Origin of the sequence: Anaerotignum lactatifermentans DSM 14214, from assembly GCF_900142265.1 — a bacterium.
GTDB classification, from domain to species: Bacteria; Bacillota; Clostridia; order Lachnospirales; family Anaerotignaceae; genus Anaerotignum; species Anaerotignum lactatifermentans.
In genome coordinates, this window is record NZ_FRAH01000006.1 from 58789 (window position 1) to 75849 (window position 17061).

Consider the following 17061-nt stretch of genomic DNA (forward strand, 5'->3'; position numbering starts at 1 on the left):
TGAGGAAAAGAAAAAAGAATATGCAGGAGAAAATTGGAAAAATAAAAAAAGAAAACCCCCGATGCAAGGGGAGGCGCAAAGGGGGTTTCTAGCATAAGTTTTATTCGCCCAGATCGTGGATGAACAAGCCGCTGCGTAGCTTAGGTTCAAACCATGTGGATTTGGGGGGCATGGTACGTCCGGCGTCTGCCACTGCCATCAGTTCATCCATGGCTGTGGGGAACATGGAAAATGCAACCTGCATTTCGCCGCTGTCCACTCGTCTTTCCAGTTCGCCCAGTCCGCGGATACCGCCGACAAAGTCGATGCGTTTATCCGTTCTGGGATCACCGATGGCAAGGACAGGCGCGAGGAGAGAATTCTGCAGAATGGACACGTCCAGTCCATCTACAGGGTCGTGGGACAAAATGTGGTCTTTGGCTTCTAAGAGATACCATTTGCCGCCCAGATACATACCGAAGGTATGTCTGCGAGGGGGATGGCAGGGAGAAGCGGGAGCGGGAGAAACCTTGAAGTTTTCGGAAATCTTTTCCAAAAATTCCTGTTCATTCCGTCCGTTCAGGTCTTTGACCACACGGTTGTAATCCAAAATAAAGAGTTCATCCGCAGGGAACAGTACGGAAAGGTAGTAGTTGAATTCTTCGTCGCCGGTGTAATCCGGTTTCTGTTCTCTGCGTTTCAGACCCACTTTCACAGCAGATGCGTTCCGGTGGTGTCCGTCGGCAATATAGAAGTTTTCCACGTTGGCAAAGCTCTGTACCAACATGCCGATTTCTGTATCGCTGTCAATGACCCATACAGTATGTCCAATGCCGTCATCGGAAACGAAGTCATAGACAGGAGGCACTGCCGCTGTATAGCCGTCTATAATGGCTTTGGCGTCAGCATTTTCCTTGTAAGCCAGGAAAATGGGTCCTGTGTTGGCGTTGAGGGTATCCACATGACGGATACGGTCCGCCTCTTTGTCGGCACGGGTCAGCTCGTGCTTTTTGATGGTGTCATTGAGATATTCGTCAATGGCGGTGCAGACAACCAGTCCTGTCTGGCTTCTGCCGTCCATGGTCAGTCGATAGATGTAGAAATTGGGCAGCAGATCCTGTGTGAAGATGCCTTTGTCCAGCATGTCATAAAAGGTGTCTTTTGCCTTTTCGTATACAGCAGGGCTGTAAGGGTCTGTGCCTACAGGCAGATCGATTTCCGCCCGGTCAATATGTAAAAAGGAATAGGGATTTCCCTTTACCATTTCTCTGGCTTCTGCGGTATTCATCACGTCATAAGGCAGGGCTGCCACGTCCTTGGCATATTCAGGCGCGGGACGGATGCCCATAAAAGGTCTGATGGTTGCCATATTATCCCTCCTGATTCAGTACGCGTACTTTTTTAACACTGTGGATGGCATAGAGGTCATCCACCAGTTCGTTGACGTTTTCCGGCAGGTTATCGCAAACGATGATGTTGTAAGCCAGCTCGCCTTTGGAGTTGTTTACCATCTTGTCAATGTTGATATGGTGCTTGGTGAATACGGCACCCAACTGCCCGATCATGTTCACGATGTTGGAGTGGGAAATGGCAATACGAGGTTTGCCGGAATAAGGCACGATACAGCCGGGGAAGTTCACGGAATTGCGGATGTTGCCGTAACGCAGGTATTCCCGCAGTTCCACAGCAGCCATTTCGGCACAGTTTTCCTCGGATTCCGGTGTGGACGCGCCCAGATGGGGCAGAACGATGATGTTTTCGTTGCCCAGCAGGGTTTCGTCAGGGAAGTCTGTGATATATCTTGCGATGATGCCTTTTTCTATGGCGTCTTTCAGTGCTTCGTTGTCTACCAGACCGCCTCTGGCAAAGTTCAAAAGTCTTGCGCCTTTTTTGGTAACGGCAAAGAGCTTTTCGTCAAAGGTGTTTCTGGTTTTGTCATTCAGTGGAATGTGGATGGTGATGTAATCGCTCTTGGATACCAGTTCTTCCAGTGTTTCCGCTTTATCAACGGAAGCGGACAGATGCCAAGCGGCTTCCAGTGTCAGGAAGGGGTCATAGCCGATGACGTCCATGCCCAAGTCCAGAGCGGCATTTGCCACCAGTACGCCAATGGCACCCAGACCGATGACGCCGATGGTTTTTCCCGCGATTTCGGGACCGATGAACTGCTTTTTGCAAGCTTCTACGGCTTTTTCCACGTTTTCATTGCCTGCCAGAGTCTGTACCCACTGAGCGCCGTTGATGATGCGGCGGGAGGATACCAAGAGACCTGCCAGCACCAGTTCTTTTACGGCGTTGGCATTGGCACCGGGGGTATTGAATACGGGAATCCCCATTTCTGTGCATTTGTCAATGGGAATGTTGTTGGTGCCTGCACCTGCGCGGGCTACCCCCAGCAGGTTGTCGTTGAGCTCCATGCTGTGCATGTCGAAGCTGCGCAGAATGATGCCCTCCGGGCGTGCAGCTTCCGGGTCTATGTGAAATTCTGCTTCAGGCAGTTTGCTCAGACCTGCCTGAGAAATCTGGTTCAGTGTTTTGATGGTATACATACGGACATTCTCCTTTACTTGTTTTCTGCTTCAAACTGTTTCATAAACGCCACCAGCGCTTCTACGCCTTCTCTGGGCATAGCGTTATAGATGCTGGCACGCATGCCGCCAACGGTACGATGGCCTTTCAGGTTCACAAAGCCTTTTTCTCCGGCTTCTTTGATGAATTTTGCGTTCAGTTCTTCTGTGGGCAGCACAAAAGGCACGTTCATGAGGGAACGGTCTTTTTTCTGCACAGTGCCGCGGAAAAAGGCAGAACTGTCCAGAAAATCATAGAGCAGAGCCGCTTTTTCTTCATTGCGTTTCTGCAGAGCCGCTACGCCGCCCTGGGCTTTTACCCATTCGAATACACGGCCCATGAAGTAAATACCGTAAGTGGGCGGTGTGTTGTAAAGGGAATTGTTTTTGGCATGGATGTCATACTTGAGCATAGTGGGTGTGAAATCCATGGCATTGCCCAGCAGGTCTTCCCGGATGATGACAACAGTCACCCCGGCAGGACCCAGGTTTTTCTGTGCACCCGCAAAGAGCAGACCGAACTTTGTGATGTCGATTTCCTCGGACAAAATGGAGGAGGACATATCCCCCACCAGAGGAACATCGCCCACATTGGGCAGTTTGGTCCAGCGTGTGCCGTAAATGGTGTTGTTTAAAGTGATATAGAAATAGTCCGCATGTTTGTCAAATTTGGATTCATCCAGTTCAGGGATGCGGTCGAAAGTGGTGTCGGCAGAAGAAGCCACAATGTTGACTTTGCCGTAGCGCGCCGCTTCTTCTGCGGCTTTTTTTGCCCACTGACCTGTTACCACGTAGTCAGCCTTGTTGTTTTTGTTCATCAGATTCAGAGGAATCATGGCAAACTGTGTGGAACCGCCGCCCTGCAAAAACAGGATTTTGTAATTGTCGGGAATGTGCATCAAATCCCGCAGATCTGCCTGAGCCTTTTCCAAAATGCCTTCGAACACTTTAGATCGATGGCTCATCTCCATTACGGACATGCCTGAGGAGCCGTAACAGACAAATTCTTTTTGTGCCTGTTCCAGAACTTCCAGTGGCAGCATGGATGGTCCAGCTGAAAAATTGAATACTCTTTCCATAAATAAGCCTCCCTTAAAGTGTGATAAGTTATGATGTCCCAATTGGGTGGGACGGAAAAAGACCAAGGTCTTTTTTATTTATGAAGTTGATTATAGCACGGCAAGCGGAACCGTCAATAAAAAAGAAGTATTTTTTAAAGTGTAAAAAAAATTTCGGAGGATAGCGCAAAAAAAGTACAAAAAGTTGCCAAAAAAATGTCAATATTAAACAGACAAATGTCCGTGCATAAAATACAAAAATGAATACTGTCTTTTGTATACAGCAAAAAGCCCATAGAAATCAAGCCTTCCCCAAAAAGCGAAAATCCATCTGCCGCTGTATCAGCTTATGGTCTGACAAAAGAAAGGATGACGTTTTTTTGTATTCAAAAGACAAATTCTTTGTTGTGTTCGCACAAAAAGGACAAAAAAGAGCGTTCCTCTATGGAGCGCTCAATGAAAAAACCTTATTTCTCCCCTAGCATTTCACAGGTTAGATCTACGAAAGCCTGCGCCGCAGGGGAAAGCTCCCCGAAGGGCAGAGCGATGCCCATGGAAATGGTGTGGGGCGGGTCTATAGGGAGTTTGACTACATTAGCCGTGTGCCCTTCGGTGATGAGGCGATTCATGATACTCATGCCCAAACCCTGGGCAATCATAGAAAGGGCAGCATGGTTTTCGATGGTTTCATATTTCACTTTGGGGTGGATGTCATAAGCGTGGAACAGCTGGACAACGTCATAATCGGCACCATAGGCAGGCATGATGAAGTCCTCTTGCTGGCAGGCGGAGAGAGGATATATCTTTTCTCCTGCCATGGGATGTTCCGGCGGCAGTACAGCAATCATGGGGTCTTTTCGCAGGGGAATCCATGTGTAAGGACTGTCGGACTTTTCGCTGTAAAGGCAGACATCTACCTGTCTGTTTTCCAGAAAGCTGTCCAGTTCCTGATGGATACCTTCTTTTAATATGATGCGGATGCCGGGATAGGACGCGGCAAAGGCTTTGATGACGGGAGGCAGCCAGCAGGTGGCAATGCTGGTGTAAACGCCGATGGTAAGGCGACCTGTCTGTAAGCCGTTGATGCGGGAGGAAATCTGCTCAAAACGGTTGGCACAGTCTGCCATTTCCCGCAGAACAGGCATCAGCTCCAAGGCGCTGGGGGTGGGAACAACGCCAGTTTTGGAGCGGTACAGCAGGGGAAAGCCCAGTTCCGCTTCCAGATTGGTCATCATGTGGCTGATGCCCGAAGGGGTGTAGTGGAGCTGTTCCGCTGCCTTTGTGAAACTGCCTGTATCAATGGCAGCCAGAAGCGCTTCGCATTTTTTGAAATCCATTTTGTGACCTCCTTATCTTTGACGATTCTTCATAGATAATAGTATAAAACGGCGTTTTACTTTATACAAGAGGGGCGTTATACTGAGGGCAGATATTTCGGAAAGGAAGGCGGTAAGGTATGCAGAAGAAAGAAATGGCAGGGCTCATGGTCATTGCGGCAGGATGTCTTTGGGGTGTCATTGGATTGTTTTCCCGCAAGTTGTCGGCGGTAGGGTTTGATGCCGTACAGATTACGGCGCTGCGCAGTCTGGTGACGGCTGTAGGGCTGTTTTTGCTGCTCTTTTGCAAAGACCGGAAACTTTGCCGCATAGATTGGAAAGACCTGTGGATGTTCTTAGGCACAGGCATTTGCAGCATTGCCGGCTTTAATATCTTTTACTTTGTGACCATCAGCATCACCACATTGTCCGTGGCAGCAATCCTCCTTTATACAGCGCCTTTTTTCGTTATGGTATTGTCTGCGGTGCTGTTTCATGAGAAATTTACTGCCCAGAAGGTGAAAGGGCTTGTATTCGCTTTGGCTGGATGCATCTGCACCACAGGGATTTTCAGTGGCAGTATTCATGTGACGGCATTGGGCATCCTCACAGGTGTTGCATCTGGTTTCTGTTATGCTCTTTATAGTATTTTCGGGAAATTCGCTCTGAAAAAATATACTTCGGAAACGGTGACACTGTACACATTTCTTATGGCATCTGCTGCCATGTTGCCTCTGTCCCATCCGGCGGACATGTTTTCTCTGGCAGTCAGCGATTTTTCTCTGACAGGCGGCATTTTACTGCTGGGGCTGGTGTGTACTCTCCTTCCATTCCTGCTTTATACCAGAGGGCTGTCCCGTATGGATTCGGGAAAAGCCTCTGTTCTTGCCTTTGCGGAGCCCCTGACGGCAACCCTTATGGGGGTAGTCGCTTTTGGCGAAGTGCCGGATGGCTTTGGCTGGCTGGGTGTTGCGCTACTCTTTGGCGCATTGGTACTGCTGCAAATGCCCCAGAAACAAAGAAAAACTGGAAAAATTCCCAATATTTTGTAAGATATTGATTCCCATTTCCTTAGGAAAAAAGACGGTGACGGCTATTTTTGGCACGACCGTCTTTTTTTCCTGTCTAAAACATAAACATGACAGGAGGGGGAATGGATATGGACGAAAAGAAGCGGCGATATTTGTTATGGGCGTGTTGTATGGTCATTTGCCTTTGTGTGCTCCATCAGGGACGGGCGGCGGAAACCATGCTGCCTGTGGCAGAAAAGACCATTGTGCTGGATGCGGGGCACGGCGGCTGGGACCCGGGAAAAACAGGGAAAACCGGTGTGGATGAACAGGAGCTGAACCTTGCCATTGTGAAAAAATTGCAGGCGTATTTGGAGCAGGGCGGCGCAAGGGTTTATGTGACCAGAGGGGACGGCATGGCTTTGGGGCAGAGCAAACAGGAGGACATGCGGGTGCGGAAGGAAATCACCAATGAAAGCGGCGCGGATTTGCTGGTGAGTATCCATCAGAACGCCTTTCCTTCTTCCTCCGCTAAAGGGGCACAGGTTTTTTACCATAGCCAGAGCGAGGAGGGTAAAGCCCTTGCCCAGTGTATACAGGAAAGTCTGCGGCAGAGGGTAGACAAAGAGAACACCAGACAAATCAAGGCAAACAGCGATTATTACATCCTCCGCACCACCCAGATTCCGGCGGCATTGGTGGAGTGCGGCTTTTTGTCAAATCAGACAGAGGAAGCCAAACTCAATGACGATACTTATCAGGAACAGATGGCATGGGGCATTTACTGCGGTATTCTGGACTATTTTGCGGCGAAAGACGGCGCCGGAGGTTTACAGCTTGCGGAAAAGCGGATATAATGGGAAAAACGACGAAAGGCTTTGATTATTAGGAAGGAATGGAACCATGGAACAGAATTTTCAGACACTGGGACTGTCCGACGCCCTTGTGGCAGGCTTGGTAAAGCAGGACATCACCGTGCCCACAGATATACAGACAAAAATGATCCCTGCCATTATGACAGGGAAAGATGTGGTCGGCAGATCGGAAACAGGCTCCGGCAAAACCCTTGCTTATCTGCTGCCCATTTTCCAGAAAATCGACCCTAACGTAAGGGGCACACAGGCAATCATCCTGACACCTACCCATGAACTGGCGGCGCAGGTGCATCGTCAGGCGGAACTGCTGGCAAAGAATGCCGGTGTCAATGTGGGCTGTGCCCTTATCATCGGCACTGCAAGATTGCAGCGTCAGGTGGAACGCCTCCGCGAAAAACCGCCCATCGTAGTAGGCTCCACAGGTCGTATTTTGGACCTGATCAAACGGAAAAAGATTCAGGCACATCTGGTAAAGACCATCGTGCTGGATGAAGGGGACAGACTGCTGGAGGACGGCAATTTCGCGGCGGTGCAGGCTGTGATCAAAACAACCCTCCGTGACAGACAGCTGGTGCTCCTTTCCGCTTCCGTTGGCGGAGAAACCCAGCAGCGCGCAAAAGAAATCATGAAGGAAGATGCCCTTTTTGTGGAAGGGGCTTCTCAGGTGGGACAGGTTCCCGATACCATTTCCCATTACTTCATTCTGACTGCCCCCAGAGAAAAATTCCTTATGCTGCGGAAGGTGCTGGCAGGGGAAAAACCGAAAAAAGCCATGGTGTTCCTCAATAACCCGGAAAACATCGAGGTCACTGTGGACAAGCTCAATTACCACGGCATCAAGGCGGCTGGCATTTATGGTCAGGTAGGCAAGCTGGACAGAAAAACAGCGCTGGACGATTTCAGAGAAGGTCGTGTGCAGGTATTGGTGGCTTCTGACATTGGTGCCAGAGGTCTGGACATCCCTGACGTGACCCATGTTATCAATCTGGATATTCCCGAAGACCCCACCCATTATCTCCATCGTGCGGGACGCTGCGGCAGACAGGGACAGACAGGCTGTGCCATCTCCATCGTAACCCCTTATGAACGCCGTTGGATTCATAAGTACGAAAAGGTATGGGGACTGCGTTTTGCCCAGAAAGATATGGTTTATGGCAAGCTTACCGACAGCACCAAGACCAAAAAAGACTTGGAGCCTAGAAAATCCCAGCCCAAGGAAAAATCCCAGCCCAAAGGGCAGGCAAAAAGCGGCAAGAAGTTTGTAACAAAAAAGAAAAAATAAATCCCGAAAAAATCATTGTGGAAATCATGGAAATCATGTATCATAAATAAGGAACTTTTAAGTAAAAAACAACATTGCAGGAGGTAGCGAATATGAGCGAAAAATGCGGATGCGGCTGCGGTCATGACCACGAACACGAAGAAGACGTAATGGATCTGGAAACCATGTTCCTGACACTGGACGACGATACAGAAATGGAATGCGGCATTCTGGGCGTATTTGAAGTGGAAGGTCTGGAAGGCAAAGAATATATTGCCCTGCTTCCTTTGGAAGACGAAACCGTTCTGCTGTATGAATACAAAGAAGTTGGCGACGAAATCGAACTGAACGTTATCGAAGATGACGACGAATTCGATAAGGTTTCCAACGCTTTCTACGACATGTACGAAGACGAAGAATAAACCGAACACAACAAGGGGCAGGGCATGGGGAGACCATGCTTCTGCCTTTTTGTGTCTGAAGAATATTTTACCAGAATATGGAGTGTGATGAGATGAAAGGAAAAAGACTGAGCGCTATGGCAGTGGCAGCCATGCTGGGGGTATTGCTGGTGCCTGCCAATGCGTATGCGGCAAACGCGGACTGGACTGCAGGAAATCCCCTCATTGCCCACGCTTTAGGGGAATATGACGGAAAAATCGAAACCAACTCCCAGGAAGCCTTTATTTCCTCTTGGGAAAACGGCTACCGTGTCATGGAGGCGGATTTTATCTATACATCTGACGGGGCACTGGTGGTGCGCCATGACTTCGACGCTGACGGCAGTTATTACCGTCTGGAAATCGAGCCCGGCAGCAATCTGGTCATGGATAGCAATACTTTCCAGAATGAGAAAATCATTTATGAACAGACCCCTATGACAGCTGTAGACCTGATGTATCTGATGACCACTTACACAGACGTGTATCTGGTGACAGATACAAAGGATACAGATAAGGCTACCGTTCAGAAACAGTTCCAGGATTTGAAGAATATTGCCAACAACATTGGTCATCCGGAAATTCTGGACCGCATCATCCCACAGATTTATAACGAGGAAATGCTGGGTTGGATCAAGGAAATCTATGACTTCCCGCAGTGGATTTATACCCTGTATTTGCAGACCAACGTAGACTATGCGGAAACAGCGGATTTCTGTGCCAAAAATGGCATTGGCGTTGTGACCATTGAAAAAAGCCGCCTGACTCAGTCTATCGTGGACACTTTCCAGGCGAAAGATGTACAGGTTTATGCCCATACAGTCAACCGTTACTTGCAGTTTGAAGACCTGCTGGCAATGGGTGTCAGCGGTATTTATACAGACAGCATCAAGCCTTATGAACTGGATTGGGTAGGTCTGGAAAACGCGAGAAAACTCTCCGTAGAACCGGTGAACATGGGCAGCAACAACTATACCCTCCATACCGTGGACATCATGGGCACCAAGTATGTGAAACTCCGTGACTATGCGGCAATGCTGTCCGCAAATGGCGGATTCTCCGCACAGTTTGATGTTGCTACAAACACACTGGCGCTGAAAAACAGCGGCACTTTTACCACACTGGGCAATGAACTGCTGCTGAAAGAAAGCGACCGCCTCATTACCAAAAGAGCGGAAAACAAACTGACTTATAACGGCACAGAAGTGACCCTCACAGGCTACACCATCGACGGGGACCTGTATTATCCTTTGCAGGGCATGCTGGATTTGACCGGACATGCGCTGGAAACAAAAGACGGCGTCACAACGGTGACAAAAGCGGCAAAAACAGAGAAATAAAAAAGCGAGAAAAGAAAGCAACTTCCCCTTAAGAAAACATTGGTTTTCCGTTTTATTAATTTCTTAAGGGGAATTGCGACGGCTGTCTTCAGAAGAAAACATACCAAATAAAATCTCAGTAAAAATAAGAAAGCTGGAATCTTTTGTTTGATGAGAATTTCAGCTTTCTTTGTTTTCTTATGAAGATGCCCCTATGGCTGTATCCTTGAAAAATGAAGGGTTACAGCCTTTTTATTTCGGGAAAAAGTACACCTGAACTCGTTGACAGAAAATACAAACAGTGGTATGCTGTGGACAGAAGAACAACAAATTTTTACATTTGCTGGGGGTGCCGCGCAAACGGCTGAGAATCGGTAATGGGTCCGATACCCTTATTTCACCTGATCTGGATCATGCCAGCGTAGGGAAGCGGAATCTTGCAGAACAGGCACAGCAAAGCGGCTGTGCTTTTTTTATGCAAAGGATGCCCACCTTTTCCAGCAATGTAAACGGACTGAGAAAAAAGGAGAGAGGCACTATGAAAACAAAGAAAATGGCAATTTCGGCAATGTTCATTGCAGTGGGCGTTCTGGCTGGGAATATCATTTACATCCCTGTGGGGGCATCCAAATGCTTCCCCGTGCAGCATACCCTGAATATACTGGCGGCAGTATTTCTGGGACCTGCTTACGGCGTCATCAACGCTTTCTGCATTTCCCTGCTGCGCAACTTCATGGGCACAGGCTCTTTGCTGGCATTCCCCGGCAGTATGGTAGGGGCGTTTCTGGCAGGGATGATGTATAAAATGACAAAGAACAATTGGGCAACGGCAGCTGCGGAAGTGGTTGGCACAGGGGTTCTGGGCGGTCTTTTGGCAGTGCCCATGGCAATCCTTTTGATGGGTCAGGAAGCCGGCGCATTGGCTTTTGTGCCTTCTTTCCTGCTCAGCTCCTTCGGCGGCAGTGTCATTGCCATGATTTTGCTGAAGTCTGCCCATTTTGTGCAGGCAGCAAAAAAGAGTATTTGAAAACAGGAGGAATGAAGTATGAAACATGTATTGACCATAGCTGGTTCTGACACCTGCGGCGGCGCTGGCATTCAGGCGGACCTGAAAACATTTTCCGCACAGGGCACTTATGGTATGAGCGTTATTACAGCGGTAACTGTCCAGAACACACAGGGCGTATTCGGCTGCCAGGACATCGACCCTGAAATCATCAAAGGTCAGATTGACGCCATTTTTACAGACATTGAAGTAAGCGCTGTAAAAATCGGTATGGTATCTCAGATTCCTACCATCCACGCCATTGCAGACAAACTGGAACAGTATCAGCCCAAGAATGTTGTGCTGGACCCTGTTATGATTTCCAAGAGTGGTTTTGACCTGATGCAGCCCGAAGCCAAAGAAGCACTCATCACCAGACTGATTCCTCTGGCTTATGTCATCACTCCCAACCTGCCGGAAGCAGAAGTCATCACAGGTCTGAAGATCAACGACCTGGCTTCTATGGAACAGGCAGCAAGAGCCATTCATAAAATGGGCGCCAAAAACGTGCTCATCAAAGGCGGACATCTGGAAGACGACGCTACAGACCTGCTCTTTGACGGGGAAAACATTGTGACACTTCATTCTGACCGTATCAATACAAAGAATACCCACGGAACAGGATGCACCATGTCCTCCTGTATTGCGGCAAATCTGGCAAAAGGCAAAACTGTGGAAGAAGCAGTGCGCATTGCCAAAGATTATATCACAACAGCCATTGCCCATTCTCTGGATATTGGCAAAGGCGTAGGTCCTACCAACCATTTCTATGAACTCTATACCAAAGCTGGTATCTGGGACGAAATCAAAGATTGATTCTCTTTCGGAGCATGTTTTTCTGGACATGCTCCTTTTTTTTATGCCGAAATTTGTCTGAAAAAAGGTCAATTCAAACATTTTTCATTGTCTTTTGTCGAAAAGGGCGATATAATGTAAAAATGCTGTGCTATGCCCTCGGGCACCAGTGGAACAGAAAAGATGCCCTTTTGGGGGGGCAAAACATAAAAATTTTGCAGACGGAGGCGGCATGTTTGAGTAGAAGAAGAAAAAACAGATTGCGCAGATTGTTTTTTAAGACATTGTTTATTACCATGGCCATACTGATTGCCCTGATGCTGGCAGCTTATGGCGTATTCGCATATTTGCTGGGGGGACTGAACCGTACCACACTGGATGAAAGCAAATTGTCTGTAACGGCAGGGCTTTCTCAGAACGGAAAAATCACCAACATTGCTCTGTTTGGGCTGGACTCCCGAAACCATGACTACGAAGGTCGTTCCGATGCCATCATGGTGGCTTCTGTCAACGGGAAAACAGGGAAAATCAAACTGGTTTCCATTGCCCGTGACACTTATGTGAATGTACCCGGTTATGGAGAAACAAAAATCAACCACGCTTATGCTTACGGCGGTGCGGAACTTGCCATCCAGACCATCAACGAAAACTTCAATCTGGATATCACAGACTATGCGGCAGTAAACTTTGACTCTCTGGCAGATGTCATTGATGCCATGGGCGGCATCGACTTGGAGGTAACAGAGGAAGAACGCTACCAGATCAACGCGTACCTGCTGGAAGGCGAACCTCTGCGGGAAAGCGGCATGGTACATCTGAATGGACCGCAGGCAGTAAGTTATGCCCGTATCCGTAAGATTGACAGCGATACCATGCGTACGGAACGCCAGAGAAAGGTACTGGAATGTCTCTTTGAAAAGGCAAAAAACATCAGCCCTCTGGAATACCCTTCCTATATCCGCAAATTCGCGCCTATGATCGAAACTTCCCTGACCAATGAGGAAATTCTGGAACTGGTATCTGTAGGGGCAAACCCGAACCTGACACTGGAACAGGGTGCATTCCCCAATGACTATATCCAGAGCACCGGTCAGACCATCGGCGGCGTATGGTATTACGTTTACGACATCGATCAGGCGGCAGACATGCTCCATGAATTTATTTATAACGATGTACCCTTTGAATACTACGGTTTGACGGAAGAAGAAATCGCTGCACTGGAAAGCGGTGGCACTTCCGAGGGAACGGAAGGAGAAAATGTAGAATAAACTGCATTTTGTCTCTGTTTTGGAGAAAGAACTTTTGTTTTTTTGAAAAAGTGGTTGACAAAGGAAAATATCGCGTTATAATGATGATTAACTGAAAGAGAAAAAGGCTAAGAAAAGAAGAGTACATCTTGGATGGTTTTACAGAGAACCTCTGGTAGCTGTGAAGGAGGAAACGCGGAAAAGATGGAAGATGGTCTTGGAGCCGCGCACCGAGAGGAAATCCTTTAGGCTGCGACGGGTGTGCCCGTGACAGCACTACGATATCGGCAGTTTTGCCCGTACCGGATAAGGTCATCATCGTGAGGTGATGATAAATTAGGGTGGTAACACGAAGCTATGATCTCGTCCCTTGACAGACGGTCAGGGACGGGAGTTTTTTTATGAATCCGTAAGAAGGAAAAGGAGAGAGGAACATGGAGCAGAAGGAAATCATGATTCGGCTCAAAGGAATCACCAAAGCGTTTCCCCAGAAAAAAGGAACGCTGGAAGTGCTTCACGGCATTGATTTGGATATTGAAAAAGGCGAGATTTTCGGCATCATCGGTCTGAGCGGCGCCGGCAAGAGTACACTGGTACGATGCATCAACCTGCTGGAACGTCCTACAGAAGGTCAGGTATTTCTGGATGGTCAGGAATTGACCTGCCTTTCCGAGAAGGATTTGAGACAGGCACGCCGTTCCATGGGTATGATCTTCCAGCAGTTCCACCTGCTCATGCAGCGGACAGCCATGGAAAATGTATGCTTCCCCATGGAGATCGCCGGTGTGAAAAAGGCAGAAGCCAGAGAAAAGGCAAAAGAATTGCTGGAACTGGTTGGTCTGGGCGATAGAATGGAATCTTATCCTTCCCAGCTTTCCGGCGGTCAGAAACAGAGGGTTGCCATCGCCAGAGCATTGGCCACAAACCCGAAAATCCTGCTTTGTGATGAAGCAACAAGCGCCCTGGACCCCAACACAACAGCCGGGGTTCTGGAACTTCTGAAAGACATCAACAAACGACTGGGCATCACCATTGTGGTGATTACCCACGAAATGAAAGTCATTCAGGAAATCTGCAACAGAGTTGCTATTATCAGTGAAGGTAAGATTGCAGAAATGGGCAGCGTACAGGAAATCTTCCGGGCTCCCAAAACACAGATCGGTCAGGAACTGGTATTCCATGAAGGTTCCAACCGAGAAGCTTATGCAGGGAAATTGCCTTACTGCTATCGTGTGGTATTCAAAGGTGGTATTTCTAATGAACCTGTACTGGGACGTATGATGATTGATTGTAACGGTGTGGCAAATATCCTTGCCGGCAACACCAGAAATATTGATGGGGAAGTTTTTGGTCAGATGATTCTGCAGTTCCCCGAAGAAGAAGCCCTGCGGAAAAAAATGATTCAGTATTTGAAAGATCAGGGCGTAGAAGTTGAGGAGGTAGCGTATGTTTAATTCAGAAATGATTTCTTTAGTAGGCGTAGCCTTCTGGGAAAGTATTTATATGACCATTATTTCCTCATTTTTTGCATATGTCATCGGCTTGCCTTTGGGCTTGATTCTGGTGGCAACAGATAAGGATGGTATCGCACCGGCGCCCCTGTTCAATCAGGTGCTGGGGATTATCATCAACATCCTGCGTTCCATTCCTTTCCTGATTTTGCTGGTAGCCATGATGCCTATCACACAGGCAGTTGTGGGCACTGTTATCGGTGCAAAGGCAACGGTTGTGGTACTGGTGGTAGCAGCGGCTCCCTTCATTGCCAGACTGGTGGAATCTTCCCTGAAGGAAGTGGACAAAGGTGTTGTGGAAGCGGCACAGTCCATGGGGGCTTCTCCCTTTGAAATCATGACAAAGGTACTGCTGCCCGAAGCAAAACCTTCTCTTTTGATCGGCAGTGCCATCGCCATGACAACCATTCTGGGCTACTCCGCAATGGCAGGTTTCTGCGGCGGCGGCGGTCTGGGTGCTGTAGCCATCAACTATGGTTACTACCGCAGTCAGAGAGATATCATGTTAGTCATGGTAGTTCTGCTGGTAGTGATCGTGCAGGTATTGCAGGAAGTTGGCCTTCGTATCGCAAGAGGCACAGACAAACGGCTGTAACTCGTTAAGAGTACACATAAAAAAAGAAAACAAATGCTATTCAAATTCTAAGGAGGAACATGTATTATGAAAAAGTTTATTGGTATTTTATTGACAGCAGCTTTGGCATTCGGCGCTGTAGGCTGCGGCGGCACAACAACAGAAACAGCAGATGAAGGCGCAACAACTGCAACAACAGAAGGCACAACCATCAAAGTTGGCGCTTCTCCTTCCCCTCACGCAGAAATCCTGAAAGCTGCACAGCCCCTGCTGGCAGAAAAAGGCGTTACACTGGAAATCGTAGAATTTACAGACTATGTACAGCCTAACCTGGCATTGAACACAGGCGACCTGGATGCAAACTACTTCCAGCATCAGCCTTACCTGGATCAGTTCAATGCTGACAACGACATGGATCTGGTAGCTCTGGGTGCTGTTCACTATGAACCCATGGGCATCTTCGCAGGCAACTCCAGCGACCTGGCTGCTCTGCCTGACGGCGCAAAAGTAGGCGTACCCAATGACGCAACAAACGAAGCAAGAGCACTGCTGCTGCTGGAATCTAACGGTCTGATCACACTGAAAGAAGATGCTGGCGTAGCAGCAACAAAACTGGATATCGTAGAAAACCCTCATAACCTGGAAATCGTTGAAATGGAAGCTGCACAGCTGCCTCTGTCCCTGAGCTCTCTGGATATCGCTGTGATCAACGGTAACTATGCACTGGGCGGCGGTCTGAGCATCTCTGACGCACTGGCAATCGAAGAAGCTGACTCTCTGGCAGCAGAAACATACCAGAACGTTGTAGCAGTTCGCAATGGTGACGAAACAAGACCTGAACTGCAGACACTGATGGAAGTTCTGAACTCTCAGGAAATCGCTGACTACATCAACGAAACATTCGAAGGCGCTGTAGCACCTGTATTCGAAGTAGCAGCTGAATAAAAACAAATTTTGCAAAAGAAAGAAACATGAAAGACGGTTTCCTTAGGTACACAAGATAAAAACATCAATCAAAATAGAAAAGCCGAAATCCTTTGTATATCAGGGTTTCGGCTTTCTTTGTTTTCTTATGAAGATGCCCCTAATTTCCATATGGGAATTTTCTGCTTTTTTTGTGCTTAATCTTCTGCCATATTTTTCAGGGTATCTCCCGCCAGACGGTACACTGTCCAGTCGGACATGGGTTCTGCCCCTAAGGAGAGATAAAACCCGATGGAAGGGGTGTTGGTATCCAGACACCACCATTCCAGTCTGCCGCAGCCTCTTTCTACAGCAATCTGCGCCAGTTTCTGCAAAATGGCTTTGCCGTAGCCCTTGCCACGGTGGACAGGGGACACATATAAATCTTCCAGATAAATGCCAGCTCTCCCCAGAAATGTGGAGAAGTTGTGGAAAAACAGTGCGAAGCCAATTTCTTCGCCGGACTTATCCACAGCCAAAAGCACTTCTGCTTTTTCTTTATCAAAAATCCAGGTTTCCAGAATTTCTTCCGTTGCTACCACTTCAGAAAGAAGCCCTTCATAATCCGCCAGTTCTTTGATAAACCGCAGAATCAGGGGGATATCTTTCCGTTCTGCGAACCGAAAAGTCAGGTCTGTCATGTTATCGCCTCAATTCTTGCCTGTGGAGCCAATGCCGCCACGGTCGTCGTTGCCCAGTGTTTCTGCTTCGTCAAAAGAAATGGCAGGCTGGTGCTCGAAAATACGGAACTGACAGATACGGTCGTTCACATCAATGACGGTGTCACGCATAGCCAGCGCGGGGAAGAACCACTGGTCGTTATCGCCGCAGTAGCTTTCGTCCACAATGCCGCAGTGGTTGGTCTGGATAACGCCAAAGTTCTTGAAAGTAGAGCTGCGGGGCACGATATGCGCTTCATAGCCCTTTGGCAGCTCCATGGCGATGCCCAGAGGAATCAGGCGGAATTCTCCTGCCTTCAGTTTCACTCTTTCTGCTGCCCGCAGGTCGATCCAGTCGGATTTGCCGTCGATGTAACGCAGTTTTTCGATTTTGTCGCTGAGATATTTGATTCTGATGGAAACCATTGATTTCTTCCTTTCT

The 17061-nt window shown here is 48.3% G+C and carries 17 protein-coding genes, 1 riboswitch and 1 other annotated feature; of the genes, 11 read left to right on the forward strand and 6 right to left on the reverse strand.

Annotated elements, in window-relative coordinates; translation table 11 throughout:
- Nucleotides 1-100: 100 nt before the first annotated feature.
- The 4 genes from BUB35_RS02780 to BUB35_RS02795 all read right to left on the reverse strand — a co-directional run bounded on the left by BUB35_RS02780 (nt 101) and on the right by BUB35_RS02795 (nt 4941).
- Entirely contained in the window at nt 101-1348 is a 1248-nt protein-coding gene (locus tag BUB35_RS02780) for a DUF1015 domain-containing protein (RefSeq protein ID WP_072848939.1), read from the reverse strand.
- 1 nt (nt 1349) lies between these two features.
- The gene (locus BUB35_RS02785) at nt 1350-2528 is read right to left on the reverse strand and encodes a 3-phosphoglycerate dehydrogenase family protein (protein ID WP_072848941.1); all 1179 of its coding nucleotides are present in this window, start codon (nt 2526-2528) and stop codon (nt 1350-1352) included.
- Nucleotides 2529-2542: 14 nt separating this feature from the next.
- On the reverse strand, nt 2543-3625 hold the full coding sequence (gene serC / locus BUB35_RS02790; RefSeq protein ID WP_072848943.1) for a 3-phosphoserine/phosphohydroxythreonine transaminase: 1083 nt from the start codon (nt 3623-3625) through the stop codon (nt 2543-2545).
- Between the two features lie 446 nt (nt 3626-4071).
- On the reverse strand, nt 4072-4941 hold the full coding sequence (locus tag BUB35_RS02795; protein WP_072848945.1) for a LysR family transcriptional regulator: 870 nt from the start codon (nt 4939-4941) through the stop codon (nt 4072-4074).
- Between the two features lie 119 nt (nt 4942-5060).
- Here BUB35_RS02795 and BUB35_RS02800 point away from each other — a divergent pair, with 119 nt between their 5' ends.
- The 11 genes from BUB35_RS02800 to BUB35_RS02850 all read left to right on the forward strand — a co-directional run bounded on the left by BUB35_RS02800 (nt 5061) and on the right by BUB35_RS02850 (nt 15942).
- Nucleotides 5061-5972, forward strand: coding sequence for a DMT family transporter (locus BUB35_RS02800; RefSeq protein ID WP_072848947.1), 912 nt, complete (start codon nt 5061-5063; stop codon nt 5970-5972).
- Nucleotides 5973-6079: 107 nt separating this feature from the next.
- The gene (locus BUB35_RS02805) at nt 6080-6787 is read left to right on the forward strand and encodes an N-acetylmuramoyl-L-alanine amidase (RefSeq protein WP_072849056.1); all 708 of its coding nucleotides are present in this window, start codon (nt 6080-6082) and stop codon (nt 6785-6787) included.
- A gap of 46 nt (nt 6788-6833) precedes the next feature.
- The gene (locus BUB35_RS02810; protein WP_072848949.1) at nt 6834-8087 is read left to right on the forward strand and encodes a DEAD/DEAH box helicase; all 1254 of its coding nucleotides are present in this window, start codon (nt 6834-6836) and stop codon (nt 8085-8087) included.
- Nucleotides 8088-8179: 92 nt separating this feature from the next.
- Nucleotides 8180-8488: a DUF1292 domain-containing protein gene (locus tag BUB35_RS02815; RefSeq protein WP_022255590.1), complete on the forward strand. Its 309-nt coding sequence runs from the start codon at nt 8180-8182 to the stop codon at nt 8486-8488.
- 92 nt (nt 8489-8580) lie between these two features.
- Nucleotides 8581-9846 (forward strand): PI-PLC domain-containing protein, encoded by a 1266-nt coding sequence (locus tag BUB35_RS02820; protein WP_072848951.1) that lies wholly within the window; start codon nt 8581-8583, stop codon nt 9844-9846.
- A gap of 314 nt (nt 9847-10160) precedes the next feature.
- Nucleotides 10161-10270: riboswitch (TPP riboswitch) on the forward strand.
- Between the two features lie 93 nt (nt 10271-10363).
- Entirely contained in the window at nt 10364-10852 is a 489-nt protein-coding gene (gene thiW, locus BUB35_RS02825) for an energy coupling factor transporter S component ThiW (protein ID WP_072849058.1), read from the forward strand.
- Between the two features lie 18 nt (nt 10853-10870).
- Nucleotides 10871-11686 (forward strand): bifunctional hydroxymethylpyrimidine kinase/phosphomethylpyrimidine kinase, encoded by an 816-nt coding sequence (gene thiD / locus BUB35_RS02830; RefSeq protein WP_072848953.1) that lies wholly within the window; start codon nt 10871-10873, stop codon nt 11684-11686.
- 215 nt (nt 11687-11901) lie between these two features.
- Entirely contained in the window at nt 11902-12933 is a 1032-nt protein-coding gene (locus BUB35_RS02835; protein ID WP_072848956.1) for an LCP family protein, read from the forward strand.
- A 100-nt stretch (nt 12934-13033) separates the two neighbouring features.
- Nucleotides 13034-13286, forward strand: a binding site (T-box leader).
- Nucleotides 13287-13346: 60 nt separating this feature from the next.
- Nucleotides 13347-14366, forward strand: a complete 1020-nt coding sequence (locus BUB35_RS02840) for a methionine ABC transporter ATP-binding protein (RefSeq protein WP_072848958.1) — start codon at nt 13347-13349, stop codon at nt 14364-14366.
- Complete coding sequence (locus tag BUB35_RS02845; RefSeq protein ID WP_072848960.1) at nt 14359-15018, forward strand: methionine ABC transporter permease; 660 nt, start codon at nt 14359-14361, stop codon at nt 15016-15018. The genes BUB35_RS02840 and BUB35_RS02845 overlap by 8 nt, the downstream gene beginning before the upstream one ends.
- Nucleotides 15019-15084: 66 nt before the next feature.
- Complete coding sequence (locus BUB35_RS02850) at nt 15085-15942, forward strand: MetQ/NlpA family ABC transporter substrate-binding protein (RefSeq protein WP_072848963.1); 858 nt, start codon at nt 15085-15087, stop codon at nt 15940-15942.
- A gap of 176 nt (nt 15943-16118) precedes the next feature.
- Here the strand turns inward: BUB35_RS02850 and BUB35_RS02855 are convergent, their stop codons facing one another.
- Both BUB35_RS02855 and BUB35_RS02860 read right to left on the reverse strand, forming a co-directional pair.
- Complete coding sequence (locus BUB35_RS02855; RefSeq protein ID WP_072848965.1) at nt 16119-16601, reverse strand: GNAT family N-acetyltransferase; 483 nt, start codon at nt 16599-16601, stop codon at nt 16119-16121.
- Between the two features lie 9 nt (nt 16602-16610).
- Nucleotides 16611-17045, reverse strand: coding sequence for a dUTP diphosphatase (locus BUB35_RS02860; protein ID WP_072848968.1), 435 nt, complete (start codon nt 17043-17045; stop codon nt 16611-16613).
- Nucleotides 17046-17061 lie beyond the last annotated feature (16 nt).